Here is a 21633-nt window from a genome sequence, read left to right as displayed (position 1 = left end):
ATCATGCGCATCTCGACCAACATGATCTACGAACAGAGCGTGGGCGCGCTGCAGCAGCAGTCCGCCTCCTTGCTCTACACCGCGCAGCAGATCGCGACCGGGCGCAAGGTGCTCACGCCTGCGGACGACCCCGTGGCCTCTGCGCAGGCGCTCGACGTCACCCAGTCGCGCAGCGTGAATGCGCAGTTCACGCGCAACCAGGGCTACGCCGGAGATGCGCTCAAGCTGGTGGACGGACAACTGACCGGCGCCGGCGACATCCTGCAGTACGCGCGCGACCGTGTGCTGGAGGCCGGCAATCCGGTATTGTCAGACAGCGACCGCCGTGCCATCGCCACCGACCTGCGGGCGCAGTTCGACGCGATGCTGGCCATCGCCAACACCCGTGACGCCAACGGCGACTACCTGTTCGCCGGCTACCAGTCGCGGGATCCGGCCTTCAGCGGCAATCCGGACGCGGGCGTCAGCTACCAGGGCGACCAGGGCTCGCGCACGATGCAGGTCTCCTCGTCGCGTTTCATGCCCACCACGTTCGCCGGGCAGCAGGTCTTCGGCAGCGACGATTCCGGCGTGTTCGCCACGCTGTCCACCTTCATCCACGCGCTCGAGGGGCCGGCATCGGGCGTGTCGACAGCGGTCACGACCGCGCTCGATGGCATCGACCGCAATTTCGACAGGGTACTGAGTGCGCAGGCGCAGATCGGCTCGCAGCAGGTCGAGATCGACCAGCTCGGCACGATCGGCAGCGACCTGGACCTGCAGTACGCGACGACCCTGTCCAACCTGCAGGATCTCGACTACAACGAGGCGCTTTCGCGTCTGAGCCAGCAGCAGACCATCCTGCAGGCGGCGCAGCAGTCGTTCCTGAAGATCACCGGGCTGTCTCTTTTCAACTACCTCAATTGAGCATGACGATGTCGATGCGGATTGGTCCGTTGTGCCTTGCGCTGGGCGTTGCGCTCGCGGCCGCGGCATGCTCGACCACGCCGAACGGCCAGGCGACCTTTGCCGGCGTGACCGCCGACGAAGTCGCCGCCTCCGGCGGCACGGTGGCAGGCATCGCCGGCGGGCTGCTGATGGCCAGCAAGCTGTCCTACCTCAAGCCCGAATACATTGCCGGGGCGCTCGTCGCCTACGCCATCTACGATCCGCTGGCGCCGACCTGGAGCATCGACGTCAGCCGCGCCGGCGACGACCGGGTACGTATGGACTTGCGCATGAAATCCCTCATCACCGGCGGCGAGGGCGAGGCGCGGCAGATCTTCCTGCGCAATGCACAACGCATGGTGGAGGCGGGCGGTTTTGCCGGCTACGACGTGCTGCGCTACGAGGAAGGCATGGAGGCTACCCGGCCCTTCGCACGTCGTATCGCGAGCGGCGAGGTTCGCCTGGTGCGGTCGCGGCAGTTCCCGCAGCTCTGATCAGGGGGGCGCGGCGGGGAGCGGCGCCAGCGCTTCCAGCATCAGCGCGATGGTATCCATGCCGCGCTCGAACAGGCTCTGCAGCACCGGCGCGAAGTTGGCAAAGATCAGCATCAGGCCGATGAAGCCCGCCGTCATCGTGATCGGGAAGCCGACGGCGAAAAGGTTGAGCTGCGGTGCCGCGCGCGTCAGCACGCCGAGCGCGATGTTGGCCACCAGCAGCACCGCCACCACCGGCAGCGACAGCAGCAGCCCGGCTGCGAACACCGTTGCGCCGGCCCGCGCGATGTAGCCCCAGCCGAGCGCCCGCACCGGCTCGACCCCCACTGGCAGCCACTCGAAGCTCTTCACCGTGGCGTCGATCAGCAGCAGATGCCCGTTCATCGACAGGAACAGCAGCAGGGTGACGAGGCCGAGGAAATCGGACATCACCGCCGTCTGGCCGCCCGCTTCCGGGTCGAAGAACAGCGCGAAGGACAGGCCCATCTGCATGCCGATCAGCGCGCCGGCCAGATCCACCGCGGCGAACACGATGCGCATCATGAAGCCGATGGCGATGCCGATGAAGATCTGCTGCACGAAGATCGCCAGTCCCAGCCCGGAGGCCGGCGGCACTGCAGGCATCGGCGGCATCGCCGGCAGCAACGCGATCGCCACGGCGATGCCGATCGCCAGTCGCACGCGCATCGTCACGCCGCGGTTGGAGAACACCGGCGCCGACGAGAACAGCCCCAGCAGACGCGCCAGCGGGAACATCAGCGCGGCGAGCCAGGCGTCGAGCTGGGCGGCGGTGACGCTGAGCATGGCGGGGAGCGGGCGGCAGGCGGCGGGCGCCGGCTTCAGCCGATCATCGCCGGAATGGATTCGAACAGCCGGCGCATGAAGTCGGTCAGCGTGGTGATCATCCACGGGCCCGCCACCACGAGGGTGACGAACATCACCACGATCTTCGGCACGAACGACAAGGTCATTTCGTTGATCTGCGTCGCGGCCTGGAAGATGCTCACCACCAGGCCGGTGACCAGCGCGGCGATGAACAGCGGCGCCGACACCAGCAGCGTGATCTCGATCGCCTGGCGGCCCAGCTCGACGACGGCGGTGGGGGTCATGATCCTGTCTCCTCGGCGCCTACACGGCGAAGCTCTGCACCAGCGAGCCGATCAGCAGCGTCCAGCCGTCGACCAGCACGAACAGCATGATCTTGAACGGCAGCGACACGATGACCGGCGACATCATCATCATGCCCATCGACATCAGCACCGAGGCGACGACCATGTCGATGATGATGAAAGGAATGAACACGATGAAGCCGATCTGGAAGGCGGTCTTGAGCTCGGAAGTGACGAAGGCCGGGATGACGACGCGCATCGGCAGATCCTCGGCCTTCTCCACCGGCGGCAGCTTGGCGAGCCCCGAGAACAGCGACAGGTCGGGCTCGCGCACCTGCTTCAGCATGAAGGCCTTCATCGGCACCGAGGCGCGCTGCAGCGCCTCCTCGAACTGTATCGAGCCCTGCGACATCGGCAGGTAGGCATCCTGGTAAACCTTCTCGGCCACCGGCGCCATGATGAAGAAGCTGAGGAACAGCGCCAGGCCCACCAGCACCTGGTTGGGCGGTGCTGTCTGCGTGCCGATGGCCTGGCGCAGCAGGCCGAAGACGATGACGATGCGGGTGAAGCTGGTCATCATCAGCACCATCGCCGGGATGAAGCTGAGCAGCGTCATCAGCACCAGCGTCTGGATGGTGAGGCTGTAGGTGGTGCCGCCGCCGGCCGCCGGCATCGCGGTCAGCGTCGGCAGGGCTTGCGCAGCGGCCAGAAGCGGAGTGAGCAACAGCGCCAGCGCGGTCGCGCCGCGTGCGAAAGCAGCCCGCGCGCGCGGCGCAGGGCGGGACGCCGACTCAGGGCTCATGGCGGCGCTCCATTGCCTGTCGCAGCCACGCGGGGAAATCCTTCATGCTGACCGCCGCGGCGGTGCCGCCGGCGAGGGTGGGCAGTTCGTCCGCCGGCAGCACATGCAAGGTCCTCACCTGGCCCGGCGCCACGCCGAGCACCAGCACCGTGTCGCCCAGGCCGACCAGCACCACGCGCTCGCGCGGGCCGACCGCCACCGCGCCCAGCACCTTCAGCGCCGACGCGGCCGAGCCACGCGGCGCCGACAGCCGCCGGATCACCCACAGGCTGGCGAACAGCAGGGCGATGACCACGGCCAGACCGAAGGCCATCTGGCCGAGGCCGACGGCGAGATCCGGCCCGGGCGGGGAGGCTGCGGCGGCGGTTTCGGCGGCGTGCAGCGGCGATGCCGCCGACAGCAGGAAGAGGGCCGTGACGGCCGCGAAGGCCGGCTGGGAACGTGAGGCCGGCACGTCGTGCAACGGGTCGAGGGCGCGATGGCGCCCGGCCGCAAGGCAGCGCATCAGTGGCGGATCTTCCGCATGCGTTCGGCGGGGCTGATGATGTCGGTCAGGCGGATGCCGAACTTGTCGTTCACCACCACCACCTCGCCCTGGGCGATCAGCGTGCCGTTCACCAGCACATCCATCGGTTCGCCGGCGAGCCCGTCGAGTTCGACGACCGAGCCGTGCGCCAGTTGCAGCAGGTTTCGGATCGACAGCTTGGTGCGGCCGAGCTCGACGGTGATCTGCACCGGGATGTCCAGGATCATGTCGAAGTCGTTCAGCGAGCTCGGCTTGGTGCCGGTGGCGCCGAAGTCCTCGAAGATCTGGCTGGCCGGGCGCGCCTGGTAGGGCGAGTTGTCCATGGCAGCGGCGGCAAGTTCGGCAGCCACGCGCGCGGCGTCGTCGCCCAAGCCGGCCTCAGCCGAGGCCTGCTCCTGCATCGCGGCAGCCCAGTCGTCGTCGGTAATCTGGTTGTCGTCAGCCATTCTGGCCTCCGGGAAGCTGTACGGCGTCGTTCTCGTTCGCACTGACGAAGCGCTCGACCTTCAGCGCGTAGTGCCCGTTCTTCGTGCCCTGCCTGCCCTCGAACACCGGTACGCCATCCACTGCAGCCGTCAGCAGTTCAGGGACGTTGAGCGGGATCATGTCGCCGACGCGCATGTCGACGATGTCGCGCAGCGTCACCGGCGCGGTGCCGAAGTTGCACACCAGTTCCACGTCGGCTGTCTGCAACTGGCGAGAAAGCAGGCGGATCCAGCGTTTGTCCTGGGTGAGGTGGTCGCTCTGCATCGTCGAGTAGAGCACGTCGCGGATCGGCTCCAGCATCGAGTAGGGGAAGCACACGTGCATGTCCGCCTGCGCGCCGCCGAAATCGAGCGAGAAGGTGGTCGCCACGACGACTTCGGACGGCGTGGCGATGTTGGCGAACTGGGAATTCATCTCGGAGCGGACGTACTCCAGCTCGAGCTTGAACACCGGCGCCCAGGCACGTGCATATTCGGCGAACACCACGTCGAGCATGGCCTTGATGATGCGCTGCTCGGTGGGGGTGAAATCCCGCCCCTCGACCCGCGTGTGGAAGCGGCCGTCGCCGCCGAACATGTTGTCGACCACCAGGAACACCAGGTTCGGGTCGAACACCACCAGGCCGGTGCCGCGCAGTGGCTTGCCCAGCACCAGGTTGAGGTTGGTCGGCACCACCAGGTTGCGGATGAACTCCGCGTACTTCTGCACCTTGATCGGACCGACCGAGACCTCGGCGTTGCGGTGCATGTAGTTGAACATGCCGATGCGCAGGTAGCGCGCGAAACGCTCGTTGATCAGCTCCATCGTGGGCATGCGCCCACGCACGATGCGTTCCTGGGTGGCGAGGTTGTAGGGCCTGACCCCGCTCTGGTCGGCGAGATCGTCCGCAGGTTCGTCGGACTCCCCGGTGACGCCCCGCAACAGCGCGTCAACCTCCTCCTGGGAAAGAAAGTCCGAAGACATGGCGGCGATCCGTCACTGGATGATGAAGGAGTTGAAAAGCACGGCCTGCACCGGTCCGTTCGAGCGTGTGCGCCCGCGCGTATCCGTGCTTGCCGGAAAGCCGAGCGCCTCGTTTACCTGGCTGGCGATGTCTTCTGCAAGCTTTTCCCGGCCGACGGTGTCGGCGAGTTCTGAAGGCAGCTTGGACGACAACAGCAGGTTGATGCGGTGGCGCACTTCGGGCATGAAGGCCTTGAGGCTTTCGGCCAGCTTCGGGTCGCCCACGCGCAGAACGACGACCGCCTGCAGGTAGTGGTCGCCCTCGTCGCGTCGCAGATTGACGGTGAAGGGGTCCAGCGGCACGAAGGTCGGCGGCTTGCTGAGATCGATCGTCGAGTGCGGCGCAGCTTCCGCCGCAGCAGCCGGGCCAGCGTGGTCGTCGCCGCCCTTGTCCTTCTTCAGCAACAGCAGCACCACCACCCCTGCTGCCGCGATCAGCAATACCAGCAAGGCAATGACGACGATCAACAGCAGCTTGCCCTTCTTCCTGGGGGCGGCTTCGGGGGCTGCGTCCGGTTTGGCTGGCGCCTTCGCCATGCGGTTCTCCTAGATTCCAGATTCCATTATCCGGGAGAGTTGCCGCCTTCGAAGAGTGGAAAAGTGGGGCAGAGCCGCCCCAATTCCAGCGCTTCAGACGAAGGTGTCGACCATCCCGTCGTGCTGTCTCAACCAGACGGTGGCTCCGCCACCGCCCACTGTGCCCTCGCCTTGCCCGCGATGGCGCCCGCTGCCGCCATTGTCGCGCCCGGCCTGTTGCTCACCCGAGGTGCTCACGCTCGTTTCACCCAGGTTGATGCCTGCGCCGGCCAGCATCTCGCGCAGGCGCGGCAGGGCCTGCTCGAGCGCATCACGCGCGGCCTGGTTGGCGGCGATGAACTGCGCCGTGGTCTGATCGCCGCTGAGGTTGATCGAGACTTCGAGCTTGCCCAGGTTGGGTGGCGTCAGCACCAGCTCGGCTTTGCTTTCGGCGCGGCCCAGCATCCACGTCACCCGGTTGCCGACGTCCTCTGCCCAGCCCTCCTGGCCGACCGGCGTGTGGACGGGCAGTTGCGGCGTGAGCGGCCGCGCTGCGATCGCCTGGCCGCGGATCGCCGCAAATTCGCTGAGCTGGTGCGGCAGCCCGCTGGCAGGTGCCGAGCCCGTGGCGTTCGCACCCGAGACCGATGCGGTCGCTTCCACGTCCTGCTGCAGGCCGCCGGCAAGCTTGCCGGCCGCGACGGCGGCAGCGCTCTCTCGTGCCTGCAACATCATCAGCGCCCCGGCGACATCGCGGTCGGGACCCTGCGTGCCTGCTCCCATTCTCGGCGGCAGGCCGGAATTCTGAAGCGATTTGCCGAGGCTGTCATCCACAGCCGGATCTGGCTTCGGCGCGCCATCCGCCGCTCTCGAAGCGGCAAGCTGGGGCAACAGGGCGGCAAGATCTGCCGGCAGGCCGGCATCGATTGCGGCAGAGGAGTCGGCGTCGCTGGATTTGTCGGTGCCGCCGGAGACCGTCCTTTCGCCCGCCGTACCTGCCTTGACGAGTGCGGCAAGCGCCCGCGCGTCCGTGGTGCCGTTGATTGCTTGAGCTGCGGCAGCCGTATCGACGCCCGCTGCGGTGTCCAGCGTGACACCCCTTGCCGGCTTGCCGCGGGCCAGTCCCGCCTCGGCAAGTTTCTCTGCCGCGGCGTCTTGTTCCTGCCCGCTCCCGGAAGCCCCTTGCCCGCCTCGTGCTGCCGCGGGCGCGCTGCTGGTGGCGCCGGCGGCGCTGCCGTCATCCGCGTTCCCCCCGGCGTCGCTGCGCGCAGTTTCGGTGGGGTGTCCAGGCTCGGCGGGGCGCTCAGCCTCGGCGGAGCGATCAGCCTCGGCGGGGCGTTCGCGCTCCGCCGGGCGCTCGGGATCGCGCGGGCGGCCTGCACCATCGAGGTGGGCGCCCGGCGCACGGGCCGGCGGCGCGTTGTCGAGCCGGCCTTGCAGCGTGCTCGAGAACGAAACTCCGGTGGAGTCCGTCGGCAGGTCCCTGGCGCCGGATTGCGCCGAGGAGGCGAACAGCGTCCGGGCGAGCCCGAGCATCGTGTTGCTTGGAGAAACGGAAGCAGGCATGGCGGTGACCTCTGTCTGGAGGATCCTGAAAAGCGTCGATGAGCTTTCAGCAAGCTTCATGCCATGCGCGCAGCGTTGAAGCGCGGCGCATTCGACTGCTGGATCAGGCGTCGTCGTCCTGGCGGCTGCGCCGTGCGGCGTGCTCGTCGGTGAGCTTCTGTTCCTGCCTGGCCTCGCTGCGCGACACGCCGGCCTGATGGCGCTGAGACAGGGTGTCGAAGGCCTTCAGCCTGTTGCGCTGGTCGAGCCACGACTGCTGGCCTTGCGCGGTCTGCGCCCGGGATTGCTCGACGATGCTGCGCTGCATGGCAATGGCGTCGTCCAGGCGGCCGATGAAGGCGGTGAAGTTGCGCCACGCCTCGGGTCCGATGCCGTCACGCACGGCCTGCATGAAGCGCTCGTGGTATTCCTGCCGGTAGTCTTCCAGTTGCTTGAGCTTCTGCTCCACCGAGCGCTCGCCCGCGATGAGCTCGCCCAGCTTGCGCGCGGCTTCGTCGGTGCGCGTCTGCGCGAGATCGAGCAGGGGTTGGAGATGGAAGCGGCTGCTCATCGTGAGGGTCTTGGTTTTCGGTTGCAGCAGAAGCAGTGCGCGATTCTAACGCGGTGTCCGCACGCCGTATGCGTCCGCCTTCACGCCGGCGTGGAAAATACCTCGGCCAGCTTCGCGAGGGCACCGTCATAGCCTTCGCGCTCGTGGATGCCCTGCTGCAGGAAGGCCTCCAGCCGCGGGTAGAGCTTGACCGCCATGTCCAGCATCGGATCGGCGCCGGGCTGGTAGGCGCCCACTGCGATCAGGTCGCGCGAGCGCTGGTAGCGCGAGAAGAACTGCTTGAACTGGCGCACCACCGCGAAGTGGTCGTCGCCGACGAGGTTGTGCATCGCGCGCGAGATCGACTGCTCGATGTCGATCGCCGGGTAGTGACCCTGGTCGGCCAGGCTGCGCGACAGCACGAAGTGGCCGTCGAGAATGGCGCGCGCCGAATCGGCGATCGGGTCCTGCTGGTCGTCGCCCTCGGCCAGCACGGTGTAGAAGGCGGTGATGGAGCCGCCGCCTTCGGGCCCGTTGCCCGCGCGCTCGACCAGCGCCGGCAGGCGTGCGAATACGCTCGGCGGGTAGCCGCGCGTCACCGGCGGCTCTCCGATCGCCAGGGCGATCTCACGCTGGGCCATCGCATAGCGGGTCAGCGAATCCATGATCAGCAGCACCTGCTTGCCCTGGTCGCGGAAATACTCCGCCACGGTGGTCGCATAGGATGCGCCCTGCATGCGCATCAGCGGGCTGGTGTCGGCCGGCGCCGCCACCACCACCGAGCGCGCGAGGCCCTCGGCGCCCAGGCTCTGCTCGATGAACTCCTTCACCTCGCGGCCACGCTCGCCGATCAGGCCGACGACGATGATGTCGGCCGCGGTATAGCGCGCCATCATGCCGATCAGCACCGACTTGCCCACCCCGGAGCCGGCGAACAGGCCCAGGCGCTGGCCGCGCCCCACGGTGAGCAGGGCGTTGATGGCGCGGATGCCGACGTCCAGCGGCTGCGAGATCGGCGCCCGCGCCAGCGGGTTGAAGGCGCGGCCCTGCAGCGAGCGCGTCTCCTGCGTCGTCAGCGGCCCCAGCCCGTCGAGCGGGCGCCCGGCGCCATCGACCACGCGGCCGAGCAGGGCGTCGCCCACCGGCAGGTGCTTGGCGCGGTCGGCGGCGCGCCGGCGCGGGCCGATGTGCTTGCCCAGCACCAGGCGCGGCGTGCCCACTTCCATCGGCAGCACGCGCGCACCCGGCGCCAGGCCGAAGACATCGTCGGTCGGCATCATGAACAGCTTCTCGCCGTTGAAACCCACGACTTCGGCTTCCACCGCGCCGCCGCCCGGCACCAGCACGCGGCAGCCGGACCCCAGCGGCAGCTTGAGGCCCGCGGCCTCCATGACGAGGCCGTTGATGCGCGTCAGGCGGCCCGATACTTCCAGCGGGTTGCAACTGCCCACCAGGCTCGCGCCGCTTTTCAGGAAGCTGCGCCACAGGGCCCCGTGGTGTTCCATCATCCTTCTCCGCCGTCATCGGCAGGCTGCCATGCCGCCCGCTCATGGCCGAGCGACTCGAGGATGCGCCGCCAGCGCCGCTCCAGCGTGGCGTCGACCTGGGCGCCAAGGCTGTCGATGCGGCAACTGCCGCGCGACAGTTCGGCGTCCTCGACGAGGCGATGGCCGGCGTGGCCGAGCTGCTCGCCCATGTTTTCGCGCACCAGCGCCAGGTCGTCCGGGTGCAGGCGGATCTGGGCGTGGCCCTGGGGCATCTGCAGCAGCGCGTTGCGCACGGTTTGCAGCACGGTCTCGGGGTGCACCGCCAGCGTGTGCTGCACCATCTGCCGTGCGATCTCGATCGACAACGCCATCAGCTCCTCGGCGACCTCCTGGTCGAGCTGACTCAAGGCCTTGTCCAGGTCGGCGGAAAGGTCCGTCAGTCGCCGCACGGCTTCCTCCACGCGTGCCGCTCCCTCCGCATGCCCGGCCTCGCGGCCCGCCTCGAAGCCGGCGGCGTGGCCTGCCGCGTAGCCCTCGGCGTGGCCGGCGGCGCGCGCCTCCTCGTGCATGCGCTCGATGTCCTCGGCGGTCGGCAACTGCACGTCGCCGAGCGGGTCGGGCTCGGGTTCGGGTGCTTGCGGGATCGCCGCTGGATCGAGCGCGGCGGGCGCAACGGGAAGCTCGGCCGCAGCGGGGGTTTCGGGCGCGTCGAAATCGACCGGCTCCCAGCGGCGATAGGCGCCTACCGCCTGGTGGCGGCTGATGGTCATCGCCGCTCCCGGCCGCGGCATGGGCGTACGGCAGGCTTACACGAAGCCATCGTCGCCTCCCTTGCCGGCCATCATCACCTGGCCTTCCTCGGCCAGGCGCCGCACGATCTTGAGGATTTCCTTCTGCTCGGCCTCGACCTCGGACAGGCGCACCGGCCCGCGCGATTCGAGATCCTCGCGCATCATCTCGGCGGCGCGGCTCGACATGTTGCGGAAGATCTTGTCGCGCAGTTCGGGTGTCGCACCCTTGAGGGCGACGATCAGCGAGTCGGACTGCACCTCGCGCAGGATCGTCTGGATGCCGCGGTCGTCGATGTCGACGAGGTTGTCGAAGACGAACATCTCGTCGAGGATCTTCTGTGCCAGCTCGGGGTCGTACTCGCGCACGCTGTCGATCACCGCGGTCTCCTGCGCCGAACCGACGAAGTTGAGGATCTCGGCCGCGTGGCGCACGCCGCCCATCGCCGCCTTCTTCACCGTCGTCGCGCCGGCCAGCATCCGCGACAGGGCCTCGTTGAGCTCCTTCAGCGCGGTCGGCTGCACGCCGTCCAGGGTGGCGATGCGCAGCACCACGTCGTTGCGCAGGCGGTCGTTGAAGTGCTTGAGGATGTCGCCCGCCTGGTCGAATTCGAGATGCACCAGGATGGTGGCGATGATCTGCGGATGCTCTTCGCGGATGAGGTCGGCCGCCGTCGCCGCGTCCATCCACTTCAGCGCCTCGATGCCGGCCGTGTCCGATCCCTGCACCATGCGCGACAGCAACTGGCCCGCACGCTCGTCGCCGAGCGCCTTGGTGAGCATCCTGCGCAACTGGTCCTCGTCGGACTGGATCAGCGCACCCTTGCCGAAGTGCTCGTTCAACTCGACCAGCAGCGGATCGACCTTGCTGCGCGCCTGCGCCGGCATGGTGGCCATCTTCATCGTCAGCTTCTGGACTTCGCGCGGGCCAAGGTGCTTCAACACCTCGGCCGCCTCGTCGGCGCCCAGGGTCATCAGCAGCAGGGCGGCCTTCTCCAGGCCTTCTTCCGGTGTCGTCACTTGCGGCCCTCCTCGGTGGCGCCCATCCACTCCTTGATCAGGTTGGCGACCGTCCTCGGGTCATTGCGCGCGAGGTTGCGCGCGCGCTCCAGATGGGCTTCGTAGCTGTCCTCCTCGGTGGCGCCGGAGAGGCTGACCTGCACGCCTTCCTCGCCTTCCTCGAGCTCTTCGCCCGCAACGGCGGCTGCCTCTTCCTCCGCCTGCTCTTCCTTGGGCGGAACGACGGCGCGCACCAGCGGGCGGACCACCGCAAGATACACGAGCAGGATCACCAGCAGCACGATCAGCCAACGGGCGAGCTCCTTGCCCAGATCCAGCATCTGCGGATCCTTCCACAGTGGCAGTGCGGCCTCGGTCGCCGGCGCAGTGAAGCTGCTGCTCGCCACGTTGATGGTGTCGCCGCGATTGGCGTTGTAGCCGACCGCCTCGCGCACCAGGTTGGTGATGCGTGCGATCTCCTCCTCGCTCGGCGGCAGGTTCTGTGTCTGGCCGTCGGGCGCGGTGGCCGAGCGGTTGTTCACCACCACCGCCACCGAAAGGCGCTTGACCTGGCCGATCGACTGCTTGACGTGCTGGACGGTGCGATCGAGTTCGTAGTTGAGCACCGCGCTGCGGGTGCTGCTGCCCGCGCCCGCCACGCCCGCGCCGGCCCCGCCCGGCACCGCCGGCGAGGTGATGGGCGCCGTCGCCGGCACCGGCGGCTGGTTGCTCAGCGCGCCCGGCACGCCCATCGCGCCCGGCGCCGGGTTGACCTGTTCGTTCGTCTGCTGGCTGCGGATCGCCTGGTCGGGCGTGGGGTTGGGCTTGTAGGTCTCGGCCGTCTGCTCCACCTGGTTGAAGTCGACGTCGGCCGCGACCTGCGCGCGGAAGTTGTCCTTGCCCAGCATGGGTCCCAGGATGTTCTCGATGCGGCGGATGAAGCCGGCTTCGAGCTCGCGCACGTAGTCGAGCTGGGTGGGGTCCATGCCGGCCCGGCGCAGGGGATCGGCCTGCTGCGTGAGCAGCTCGCCGTCCTGGTTGATGATGCTGACGCCCGAGGCCGTCATGCGCGGCACGCTGGACGACACCAGATGGACGATGCCCGCCACCTGGTTCGCATCGAGCGTGCGTCCCGGGCGCAGGTTCACCATCACCGAGGCGGTCGGCTTCTGGTCGTCGCGCAGGAAGGCGGTCTGCCGCGGGATGGCCAGGTGCACCCGTGCGCTGGCGACCGTGGCGATCGACTGCACGGTGCGCGACAGTTCGCCTTCGAGCGCGCGCTGGTAGTTGATTTGCTCGTTGAACTGCGAAATGCCCAGCTTCTGGCCATCCATCAGCTCGAACCCCGCCAGGCCGCCCTTGGGCAGGCCATTGGCCGCCAGCCGCAGGCGGATTTCATGCACGGCGGCCTGCGGCACGAGGATCGCGCTGCCGTTGTCGGACATGCGATAGGGCACGTTCTGCTGCTGCAGCGCCGCAATGATCTGGCCGCCGTCACGCTCTTCCAGGTTGGAGAACAGCACCGCGTACTCGGGCTGGCGGTTCCACAGCAGCGCACCGACGATCAGCGCAATGGCGAGGGCAATGGCCGCCGCCGCGGCGATCTTCTGGCGCTGGCTCAGCGCGTTGATGTTCTGCAGCGTCTGCTGCAGGCGCGACGGCGGACCGCCCTCGGCGGGCGCGGCGCCGAGGGCAGCGTCGGCGGTGTTTTCAGCGGTTGCCATGGCGACGATCCTGTTGCGTGCACTTTGACGGATGACGGCATTGTCCGTCGGCCGGCTCAAGCGGGACGGCAGGAAAAGCGGCATTTTTTGCCGCCTGTTTGCCGGCTACCATGGCAGGGTATCGGCTACAGTGACCGCCGTGAAACCCGCCATCGATCCCGCCACGCCACCCGCTCCCGCGCTGGACGCAGCGCAGCTTGCCGAAGCGTTCGCGCTGTTCAGCCGCGCCTCGGAGGAGTTGTCCACCGCATACAACGCGCTGCAAGGCCAGGTCGCGCAGCTCACCGAGCGGCTCACCATGCTGATGGGCGCGCTGCCCGCCGGCGTGGTGGTGCTCGATCGAAGTGGGCGGGTGGTGCAGGTGAATCGCGCCGCCGAGGCCCTCTTCGGCGCCGAGCTCGCCGGGCGCGACTGGGACGAGGTTGGGCGCGCGCTGCAAGCCACCGAGACCCCCGGCGAACTGACCCTCGCCCGATCTGGCGAGACCTCGCGCCTCGCCCTGTCGGAGACGGCGCTGGAGTCGGGCGACGAGCGCATCCTGCTGTTGCACGACATCACCGACACCCATCAGATGCGCCTGACGGCCGAGCGCAATGAGCGCCTCGCCGCGATGGGCGAGATGGTCGCCGGCCTCGCCCATCAGTTGCGCACACCGCTCGCTGCCGCGCTGCTCTACACCGGCAACCTGCGCCAGGCCGAGCTGGGCGCGGCAGAGCGGGCCAGGGTGGCCGACCGCGCCATCGAACGCCTGCGCTACCTCGAGCGCCTGATCCGCGACATGCTGCTCTTTGCCCGTGGCGACAGCCTCGGCCGGCAGCGTTTCGGTGCCTGCGAACTGGCCGCGGAGCTGGCGCACACCCTGGAGCCGCTGGCGCGCGCGCGCCAGCTCGACTTCCAGTGCGTCTGCGATTGTGGCGATGCCGCGCTGCATGGCGACCGCAAGGCGCTCGCCGGCGCGCTCACCAATTTGCTGGAGAACGCCATCCAGGCCACGGAGGCGGGCGGCAGCGTCAGTCTGCGCGTGGAACTCGACGCCGCCGGCAGTGACGCGGCCACCGCATCCGCGCAGCCTGGCCTGCGCTTCATCGTGCGCGACAGCGGACGTGGTGTGCCACCCGAGCTGCAGTCGCGCCTGTTCGATCCCTTTTTCACCACCCGCGCCGACGGCACCGGGCTGGGGCTGGCCATCGCCCGTGGCGTGGCGCGTGGCCACGGCGGCGACATCACGCTGCGCTCCGCGCCCGGGCAGGGCGCCATCTTCACGCTTGCCCTGCCGCTGGCTGCCGGTGGCGAAGCAGGCGCCGAGGCGATCCATCAATCATGACCCAGGCACTCAACATTCTCGTCGTCGAGGACGACGCCGCGCTGCGCGACGCGGTGTGCTTCACGCTGGAAATGGCGCACCACCAGGTCACGGGCGTCGACGGCGGGCCCGCGGCGCTGGTCGAGCTCGAGCGCCAGGCGTTCAACATCGTCGTCACCGACCTGCGCATGCAGCCCATGGACGGCCTGCAATTGCTGCACGAGATCCGCGCGCGCCTGCCGCAACTGCCGGTGCTGCTGATGACCGCGTATGGCGACGTCGACAAGGCGGTGGCGGCGATGCGCGGCGGTGCCTGCGACTTCCTGATGAAGCCTTTCGAGCCCGAAGTGCTGCTCGAGAACGTGCGCCGCTACGCGGCGGTGCAGGAAGAAGGCGACGACACCATCGCCGACGATCCACACACCCGCAACCTGCTCGCGCTCGCCGCGCGCGTGGCCGAAACCGACGCCACCGTGCTGCTGTCGGGTGAGTCCGGCACCGGCAAGGAAGTCTTCGCGCGCTACATCCATGCCCATTCGCCGCGCGCTGCCGGGCCTTTCGTCGCCATCAACTGTGCCGCGATCCCGGACAGCCTGCTCGAGGCTACGCTGTTCGGCCACGAGAAGGGCGCCTTCACCGGCGCGCAGGCCGCCCAGCCGGGCAAGTTCGAGCAGGCGCAGAACGGCACGCTGCTCCTCGACGAGATCTCCGAGATGCCGCTCGGCCTGCAGGCCAAGCTCCTGCGCGTGCTGCAGGAACGCGAGGTCGAGCGCGTCGGCGGCAAGAAGCCGGTGCCGCTCGACATCCGCGTGCTGGCCACCTCCAACCGCGACATGGTGAAGGAGGTGGCGGCCGGCCGCTTCCGCGAGGACCTCTATTACCGCCTCAACGTCTTCCCGCTGGCCATCCCGGCCTTGCGCGAGCGCGCGGGCGACATCGTGCCGCTGGCGCGCCACTTCCTCGCCCGCCATGCGGCGCTGCTCAAGCGCCAGGTGCGCCTGTCGCCGGAGGCCGAGGCCCTGCTGGAGCGCTACAACTGGCCTGGCAATGTGCGCGAGCTGGAGAACACCATGCACCGGGTGCTGATCCTGACCGCGGGTGACACCGTCACGCCGGAGACGATCCGCCTGTGCCTGCCGCACTGGGACGGCGGCGGAACGGCGAGCGGGGCGATGGTGCAACAGGCTGCCGCCTCGCCCGCGCCACCGGCAGCCGCGCCCGTGCCGGAACCGGCAAGATTTGCCGCTCCTGCCGCCGCAGCGCCTCCAACCGATGGCGCACGGACGTCCAACATGAAGGACCTGGAGCGCGAGCACATCCTCGCAACGCTGCGCGAGCTGGGTGGCTCGCGCAAGAAGACCGTTGAAAAACTGGGCATTTCCGAGCGCACGCTGCGCTACAAGCTGCAGCAGTACCGCGACGAGGGCTACGACATCTAGCCTGCGCCGGCATGGTGGCATGCAGTTTGCTGTGCTAGATTGGAATCGTTTATCACGTACCACCCGCAGCCGGGGGCGAGGATATGGACACCCGCGGAATCGACCAGATGCTCAGCGAACTGCGCTCTGTCTCACAGGCAGCGCAGAACAAGCCGGTGCAGCCCGAAGAGGCGGCCGGCGGCGTCAATTTTGCCGACGTGCTCAACGGCGCGCTGAAGGACGTCAGCGCCGCGCAGAACGAGGCACGGGAAATGGCGCAGAACTTCTCCGCCGGCGATCCCAACGTCAATCTGCAGGACGTGATGGTCAACCTGCAGAAGGCCAACCTGTCGTTTCAGCAGATGGTCCAGGTGCGCAACCGCCTCGTCACCGCATATCAGGACATCATGAACATGTCGGTGTGAGCGGCATCCGCTCGCATCCGGCAACTATTCGCGTGGGAGCGGCGAGCGCCGCTGTTAGAGCCCGCCGCGTTCGCGTGCGTTGAGTTCCCTTTCAGTTCGCAGGATGTAGCGCTGGATCGCCGTGTCGGCGCCGCGGGGCAGGGCCGCGAAGCGGCAGCCGACGCGCAGGTTGTCGCTGCCGCTGCGGCTGGGTTGCGTCGTGATGTTGCGCACCTCGAGCGCTACCACCATGGGTTCGACATCGGGAAGCGTCAGCAGGCAGCCTGCCAGTTCCATTCCCAATTCGACGTGCAGGGCGTCCGGTGCCAGATGGAAGGCAATCCCGCCGGCGCCGATGTCGATGATCCTGACCGGCAGGCGCGGTCCGCCATCCGGCCGGGGGAGCGCGCACCGTGCTTCGTGGCTGAGCGGCACGTGCAGCCGATAACTCTCGCGCCGCTGCAGACGCAGCATCTGTGCGGGCAGCGGCGCCCGCAGGGCCGTGCGGCCGTCCAGGGTGGCCAGTGCCGCCGCCTCGAGCGAAAACTGGATGCGGATGCGTTCGAGCTGGGTCACGCACAGCAGCTTGCCGGCTTGGGTGGCGCGGCGGTTCGTGCCTTCATCGATGCAGGCATCGAGATAGACCGCGCTCTCGTCGTCGGCCAGCGAGACGATGGCGCTGAGGAAGGATTCGCGCCCCGGCGTCAGATGCACGCTCACCAGCGCATGGGCATCGCTCAGCGACTGCAGCAACTGACGGATCTGTCGCGGGCCATGCAGCAGGTACTTGTCCAGGCCTTCGGTCGGCAGCGGCTGGATGCGGTCGGGTTCGCTGCCTTGGGCGCGGTCTTGCTCTGGCTGGGACATGGCTTCTTCAGTGGCGGCTGCGGGCTAGGGCGCTGCGCTGCTTTTCGTTCTTCATGATGTAGCGCTGGATCATGCCTTCGGCTTGCGGCGACAATCCGGTGAATTGGCAGCCGGCACGGAGCATCTCGGTGCCGTTGCGGGTGACCAGGCGAAACACGTTGCGCACGGTGAGCTGCGCAGATATCGGCTCGCTGGCGGGCAGCTTGAGCTGACAACCGTCGAACGACATCCCGGGCACGAGCGCCAGGCCGCTGGGCGGCACAGCAACGGCGATGCCGCCGGTGCTGATGTCGAGGATGCGCATCTCCACCCGCCCGCCGATTCCATGCCGCGTGTCCAGCGGGATCGAACACAGCACGGTCTGCGCCACAGGCGTGTTGAGGCGGAAAAAATCGCGCCGCTGCAGGCGCAGGACCTCGGTCGGCAGCGCAGTGCTGAACACCGCTCCGTTCCCCGTGGCCTGGCGCGACGGCGTACCGAGGCTGAACTGCACCCGCACCTTGTCGAGGTGGGTGATGCAGGTGATCCGCTCGGCGAGCTCGACCTGGCGGTTGATCGCCTCGGACGTGCTGCCATCGAGCAGGACGGCGTCTTCACCGGACGTCACGCCGAGCACCATCGTCAGGAGGGACTGGCTGCCCGGAGCAAGGTAAGCCGTGACCAGGGCGCGCTCGGCTGCCAGCATGCGGATCAGGTGCACAATTTCCAATGGGTCGCGCAGCAGGTAACGCGACTCGTCGTCGGCTTGCAGCAGTTCCACACGGGTCAGCTTGTCGTCGGTGGCCATGGTAAGTGGATTGCGCAACCAGGAGCTGGGTGGGCGGATGAGTCGAGTCGGGAGGCAGTCGTGGCTTATAGCACGACTCAGCCCGCCTGTGCGCCTGCTCCCCGGCGCGGCAGGCTCTCCGGCAGGCTGCCGTGCGCGGGGACGGGTGCGTTGCCGGCTTCGGCGCCCTGTTCGACACGGTAGAGCCAGGCCAGCAGTTCGGCGACCGCAACGTAGAGCTGCGGCGGGATGCGCGCGTCGAGATCCACCTGCATCAGCAGGCTCACCAGTTCGGGCGATTCATGCACATAGACACCCGCCTCGCGCGCGCGCTCGATGATCTCGCGCGCCACCACGCCGCGCCCCTTGGCCACCACGCGGGGCGCCGCCTCGCCCGCGTTGTAGGCGAGGGCGACCGCTTCGCCGCGTACATCGGGCCGGGCGTCGGAGTTCATCGCCGTACCTTGGTCATTGCTCTTCCACCACCATGCCGGCCAGCGCCAGGTTGGCGGCCTCCAGCGCCGATTGCAGCTCGCCGCGGCGATCCAGCAGCGCCGCCATCGTGGCCGGATCGTCGGCGCGCATGCGCAGCGCGACGCCCGCAGCGGTCAGATGCAGGTGCGCCTCGACGCCGCCGAGCCGCGGCAGCGTCAGGCGCAGGGTGGTCTTCCATTCCGGTGAAGTTTCGCCAGATTGGACTTGTTCCCGGCCTTCGGACGGGTCCTCCGGGTCGTGGATGATCCATTCCACCGGCTGCCCCGGCCACGCCTGGCCCTGCCACACGTATTGGTTTGTCGCCAGCGCATCGAGCTGCCGATGCACCACCGGCAGCAGGCGCTCCGGGATGGGCTCGGCGCGCGCTGCCGCTGGCGCGTCGCTGGTGGTGGCTGTGCTGCGGGGCGACGGGGCCGCGTTGTCGATGGTTGTGCCGCGCTCCGGGGCTCGTGTGTCGCCCAGGGGGGCTGGCGTGGCAAGGCGCTGCTCGGCCGTCGCCGGCCGCACCTCGGCCGCGGTCGCGGGTCGTGACTCGGTCGTGGCCGGCGAACCCGCCGGACCCGCGCCGGCGCCGCCCACGGCAGACGCTGGCGCCTGGTTCTGCGGTTCGCGCTGCAGCTTGGCGAGATCCAGCTTGCCCAGCACCCACTGCACCTGGTGCGCTTCGTAGAACAATCCGCTCTGGCCGATTGCGTCGCGCAGCGCGGGCGCCAGTTGCGCGCCACTGCTCGGCGGGGCGCTGATCAGGGCTTGCCCGGCCCTCAGTTCAGCGGGGCTGGAGGCCGGCTGGCCGGTGAGCAGGAAGCTGATCAGCCGACCGGTCTGGCTCAGCGACGCCTGCGCCGAAGCGCCGCTGGCGACGCTGGCCTCGGTGCCGACGATGCGCGCGAACACTGCCCGCGGCGTGACCTGCGAGACTTCCAGCTCGAGCGTGTCGCCGTTGTTGGCGGGGCTGTTGAGCGACAGGGTCATCTCGCGTCCGGCAATGAGGGCGCGGAAGGTGCCGTCGGGCAGGGGGCGCTGCAAGGTCGCCGTGACGCGCTGCCCCGGCAGCAGCTCGGGCAGGTCGGCCTGGATCTCACGTGTGCGCTGCAGCCCGGAGACGGGCTGCTCGGTGTTGAAGAAGCTCGCTTCGTTGAGCAGGCGCAGGCGGGCGGCGAGGTCGGCGGGGATCATCGCGTGGGCTCCATGGCTGCCGCCGGCTCAGCCGGTGTGCGCGTCAGGGCTCGAGCGCGCCGTAGGCGCTGCGCAGCGCGCGCTCCTGCCGTCCGGCGGCAAGCAGCTTGCGCACGCTGGCAAGGAAGGGGTCGGCGTGGCTGCGGATCTCGGCATCCAGCGCCAGGATGCGCTCGATGCCCTTGCGCAGGGCCGCTAGCTCCGCGGCTGGCAGGGCCGACTGCGCAGCGGCAGCCGTCGCCGCATCTGCGTCGGCGCGTGCTGCCTCCCGCAAGCCCGCTGCCTCGCGCTCCAGCGCGGACAGGCGGTCCCAGTCGTTGGCGCGCGCCGCTTCCGCCATCGCTTCATAGCGGGCGGTCAGGGCGTCGAGGGCAGGGCGGGTGAGCATGGTTCGGCGGCAGTGCGGTAGCGACGGACGAATGAGCCCAAGCAGGAATCAGGCCGCGACCGGCTGGACCTGGCTGCGGATGCTCGCCCACGCTTCGCGCAGCGAATCCAGCAGGCCCGCCACTTCGTCCAGCGCGGGCTGGCTGTTGTGCAGGTTGGCGTAGAGCAGGCGGTCGCTCATGTAGTCGTAGAGCGCGGCCAGCCGCCCGGCCAGTTCGCCACCGGCGCTCAAGTCCAGGCTCACCTTGAGGCCGTTGATGATGATCTCGACTGCCTTCGAGATGGCGGCGCCCTTGCCCGGAATGTCCTCGTTGCCGATGGCGATACCGGCGGTGCGTACCTGCAGCAAGGCACCGTCGAACAGCATCAGGATCAGCTTGTGAGGGTCGGCCGTATTGACGCCGGTTTCCACGCCGACCTTTGCATAAGCGGCAGCACGGTTACCAAAACCTCCGAACATCTTGTCAATCTCCTGGAGATGCGGGACAGCTTGTTGTAATTAGAGCCGGCTGAGCTGCTGTGTAAGGTAAGCACTCGTGGTGTTCAAGCTCGACATCGTCGCATCGAGCGCTGTGAACTGGGCGCTGTAACGAGCCTGTACCTTCTCGAGCCGAACCTCGAGCGTGTCGATCCGCGAGTCGAACGACTTGATCGTGCGATTGATGCCTTCGGTACGCGCTGACAGCAGGCCGTCGGTGCCCAGCATGTCCTTGATCCGCGTCTCGAGCGTCTTGGCAACGCCGTCTACAGTGCCGTTGCCGGCGAAGAGTTCCCCGATCTTCTTGGACGGATCGGCGAGTGCCTCGGCCAGTTTCTTGCTGTCGACCGACATGCTGCCGTCGGTCTTGAAGCTGATTCCGACCTGGGACAGCATCGTCGCGCCGCTGAGCCCGGCCATCGGGTTGGTGAACACACTGCGCAACTGGCCCTGGATCGAGCGCACGCTGGCGTCACCGTTCAGCGTTCCGGCCTTCTTGGTTGCGGCGTCGTAGCTCGTCTGGCTGCGGATCAACGAGTTCAGGTCGTTGTAGGCCTTGGCGAAATCGTCGATGGCCTTCTTGGCGGTGTCGTCGTCGCGTGCCACCGTCACTGCAGTCTCGCCGTCCGTCGGTTTGACCAGCGTCAGCGTGACGCCGTCGATTGCATCGCTCACCGTGTTGCTGCTGCGGGTGATGGCGAGGCCGTCGATACTCAGCTTCGCGTCCCGGGCCTGCTGCACGGAGACCATGTCGCCCGCCGGTGCGGCCGGGTCGAAGCTGAACGCGCTCAATCCGCCTGTACCTTCCAGCTTGAACGCGTTGGCTGCGCCGGTTTCCTTGCTGCTGATGACGAGCTGGTTGACCGTCCCGTTATTGACGATCTGCGCGCTCACGCCGGCATCGGCGGCGTTGATCGCGTCGCGCAGGTCCTGCAGCGTGGCGCCATCCTCGAGGTTCACCGTCTTCGGCGTTCCCGAGCCGAGCGTGATCGTGAGCGAACCGCCGCCAGCGAGGTCCGGGGCTACCGTGGCACTCGTCGCGGTGCGCTGCGCGCGGGCGAGCTGGGTGACTTCGAGGTTGTAGCTGCCGGTCTGCGCCGATGCGGTCGAGGTGACGGTGAACGCCTTCGTGTCGCCAGCGTTTGCCGTGGTCGCCGAGAAAGTGCTCGACTTCGCGAGTGTGGCGGCCGCGTCCTGGAGCTTGGACATGGCGCTCTGGAGCTGGCCGAAGGCCGACAGCTTGGACTGGTAGCTCTTCTGCTGATCCTGCAGGCGGGTCAGCGGCTGGCGCTCCACTGCCATCAACTGGCTGACGATGCTGCCGACGTCCAGACCGGAACCGACTCCTGCTGCGCTGATCGCCATCTTGCTACCCTCCTGCCGT

25 protein-coding genes are annotated in these 21633 nt (G+C 68.4%); 5 read left to right on the top strand and 20 right to left on the bottom strand.

Going from position 1 to position 21633, the window contains the following annotated elements; genetic code table 11:
- Positions 1-3: 3 nt before the first annotated feature.
- Positions 4-906: a flagellar hook-associated protein FlgL gene (gene flgL, locus GH664_RS04280; RefSeq protein WP_153166889.1), complete on the top strand. Its 903-nt coding sequence runs from the start codon at positions 4-6 to the stop codon at positions 904-906.
- A gap of 14 nt (positions 907-920) precedes the next feature.
- Entirely contained in the window at positions 921-1421 is a 501-nt protein-coding gene (locus tag GH664_RS04275; protein WP_153167000.1) for a hypothetical protein, read from the top strand.
- On the opposite strand, the gene fliR is transcribed toward GH664_RS04275, so the two are convergent.
- The 13 genes from fliR to fliF form a co-directional block, all read right to left on the bottom strand.
- Positions 1422-2225, bottom strand: a complete 804-nt coding sequence (fliR, locus tag GH664_RS04270; RefSeq protein WP_153166888.1) for a flagellar biosynthetic protein FliR — start codon at positions 2223-2225, stop codon at positions 1422-1424.
- A gap of 35 nt (positions 2226-2260) precedes the next feature.
- Positions 2261-2530 (bottom strand): flagellar biosynthesis protein FliQ, encoded by a 270-nt coding sequence (gene fliQ, locus GH664_RS04265; protein WP_153166887.1) that lies wholly within the window; start codon positions 2528-2530, stop codon positions 2261-2263.
- 19 nt (positions 2531-2549) lie between these two features.
- Positions 2550-3332, bottom strand: coding sequence for a flagellar type III secretion system pore protein FliP (fliP, locus tag GH664_RS04260; RefSeq protein ID WP_153166886.1), 783 nt, complete (start codon positions 3330-3332; stop codon positions 2550-2552).
- On the bottom strand, positions 3322-3837 hold the full coding sequence (gene fliO / locus GH664_RS04255) for a flagellar biosynthetic protein FliO (RefSeq protein ID WP_228111376.1): 516 nt from the start codon (positions 3835-3837) through the stop codon (positions 3322-3324). Before fliO ends, fliP begins: the two co-directional genes overlap by 11 nt.
- On the bottom strand, positions 3837-4304 hold the full coding sequence (gene fliN / locus GH664_RS04250) for a flagellar motor switch protein FliN (protein WP_153166885.1): 468 nt from the start codon (positions 4302-4304) through the stop codon (positions 3837-3839). Before fliN ends, fliO begins: the two co-directional genes overlap by 1 nt.
- Entirely contained in the window at positions 4297-5307 is a 1011-nt protein-coding gene (gene fliM / locus GH664_RS04245; RefSeq protein ID WP_153166884.1) for a flagellar motor switch protein FliM, read from the bottom strand. The genes fliN and fliM overlap by 8 nt, the downstream gene beginning before the upstream one ends.
- 12 nt (positions 5308-5319) lie before the next feature.
- Positions 5320-5883, bottom strand: coding sequence for a flagellar basal body-associated protein FliL (gene fliL, locus GH664_RS04240; protein ID WP_153166883.1), 564 nt, complete (start codon positions 5881-5883; stop codon positions 5320-5322).
- Positions 5884-5976: 93 nt separating this feature from the next.
- Positions 5977-7428, bottom strand: coding sequence for a flagellar hook-length control protein FliK (locus GH664_RS04235; RefSeq protein ID WP_228111375.1), 1452 nt, complete (start codon positions 7426-7428; stop codon positions 5977-5979).
- 103 nt (positions 7429-7531) lie between these two features.
- Positions 7532-7978: a flagellar export protein FliJ gene (gene fliJ, locus GH664_RS04230; protein WP_153166882.1), complete on the bottom strand. Its 447-nt coding sequence runs from the start codon at positions 7976-7978 to the stop codon at positions 7532-7534.
- A gap of 80 nt (positions 7979-8058) precedes the next feature.
- Positions 8059-9462 carry a flagellar protein export ATPase FliI gene (gene fliI / locus GH664_RS04225; RefSeq protein ID WP_153166881.1) on the bottom strand — a complete coding sequence of 468 codons (1404 nt, stop codon included), beginning with the start codon at positions 9460-9462 and terminating at the stop codon, positions 8059-8061.
- On the bottom strand, positions 9462-10214 hold the full coding sequence (locus tag GH664_RS04220) for a flagellar assembly protein FliH (protein ID WP_153166880.1): 753 nt from the start codon (positions 10212-10214) through the stop codon (positions 9462-9464). Before GH664_RS04220 ends, fliI begins: the two co-directional genes overlap by 1 nt.
- A gap of 36 nt (positions 10215-10250) precedes the next feature.
- Positions 10251-11252: a flagellar motor switch protein FliG gene (fliG, locus tag GH664_RS04215; RefSeq protein WP_153166879.1), complete on the bottom strand. Its 1002-nt coding sequence runs from the start codon at positions 11250-11252 to the stop codon at positions 10251-10253.
- Positions 11249-12955 (bottom strand): flagellar basal-body MS-ring/collar protein FliF, encoded by a 1707-nt coding sequence (gene fliF / locus GH664_RS04210; RefSeq protein ID WP_153166878.1) that lies wholly within the window; start codon positions 12953-12955, stop codon positions 11249-11251. The genes fliG and fliF overlap by 4 nt, the downstream gene beginning before the upstream one ends.
- Positions 12956-13094: 139 nt before the next feature.
- Here fliF and GH664_RS04205 point away from each other — a divergent pair, with 139 nt between their 5' ends.
- From GH664_RS04205 to fliE, 3 genes are all read left to right on the top strand, one after another.
- The gene (locus GH664_RS04205; RefSeq protein WP_228111374.1) at positions 13095-14279 is read left to right on the top strand and encodes a PAS domain-containing sensor histidine kinase; all 1185 of its coding nucleotides are present in this window, start codon (positions 13095-13097) and stop codon (positions 14277-14279) included.
- Positions 14276-15697, top strand: coding sequence for a sigma-54 dependent transcriptional regulator (locus GH664_RS04200; RefSeq protein WP_153166876.1), 1422 nt, complete (start codon positions 14276-14278; stop codon positions 15695-15697). The genes GH664_RS04205 and GH664_RS04200 overlap by 4 nt, the downstream gene beginning before the upstream one ends.
- Positions 15698-15780: 83 nt before the next feature.
- Positions 15781-16101 carry a flagellar hook-basal body complex protein FliE gene (gene fliE / locus GH664_RS04195; protein ID WP_096446196.1) on the top strand — a complete coding sequence of 107 codons (321 nt, stop codon included), beginning with the start codon at positions 15781-15783 and terminating at the stop codon, positions 16099-16101.
- 54 nt (positions 16102-16155) lie between these two features.
- Here the strand turns inward: fliE and GH664_RS04190 are convergent, their stop codons facing one another.
- The 7 genes from GH664_RS04190 to fliD all read right to left on the bottom strand — a co-directional run bounded on the left by GH664_RS04190 (position 16156) and on the right by fliD (position 21614).
- Positions 16156-16947, bottom strand: coding sequence for a flagellar brake protein (locus tag GH664_RS04190; protein WP_153166875.1), 792 nt, complete (start codon positions 16945-16947; stop codon positions 16156-16158).
- 7 nt (positions 16948-16954) lie between these two features.
- Complete coding sequence (locus tag GH664_RS04185) at positions 16955-17734, bottom strand: flagellar brake protein (RefSeq protein ID WP_153166874.1); 780 nt, start codon at positions 17732-17734, stop codon at positions 16955-16957.
- 77 nt (positions 17735-17811) lie between these two features.
- Positions 17812-18168 carry an EscU/YscU/HrcU family type III secretion system export apparatus switch protein gene (locus GH664_RS04180; RefSeq protein ID WP_153166873.1) on the bottom strand — a complete coding sequence of 119 codons (357 nt, stop codon included), beginning with the start codon at positions 18166-18168 and terminating at the stop codon, positions 17812-17814.
- Between the two features lie 13 nt (positions 18169-18181).
- Positions 18182-19384 (bottom strand): flagellar hook-length control protein FliK, encoded by a 1203-nt coding sequence (locus GH664_RS04175; protein WP_153166872.1) that lies wholly within the window; start codon positions 19382-19384, stop codon positions 18182-18184.
- Between the two features lie 43 nt (positions 19385-19427).
- On the bottom strand, positions 19428-19772 hold the full coding sequence (locus GH664_RS04170) for a flagellar protein FliT (protein WP_153166871.1): 345 nt from the start codon (positions 19770-19772) through the stop codon (positions 19428-19430).
- A 48-nt stretch (positions 19773-19820) separates the two neighbouring features.
- Positions 19821-20231, bottom strand: coding sequence for a flagellar export chaperone FliS (gene fliS / locus GH664_RS04165; protein WP_153166870.1), 411 nt, complete (start codon positions 20229-20231; stop codon positions 19821-19823).
- Between the two features lie 39 nt (positions 20232-20270).
- Positions 20271-21614, bottom strand: a complete 1344-nt coding sequence (gene fliD / locus GH664_RS04160; protein WP_153166869.1) for a flagellar filament capping protein FliD — start codon at positions 21612-21614, stop codon at positions 20271-20273.
- Between the last annotated feature and the right edge of the window lie 19 nt (positions 21615-21633).

This window comes from Thauera sp. 2A1, assembly GCF_009469595.2.
Taxonomy (GTDB): Bacteria; Pseudomonadota; Gammaproteobacteria; order Burkholderiales; family Rhodocyclaceae; genus Thauera.
This window is presented reverse-complemented; position numbering and strand designations above follow the sequence as displayed.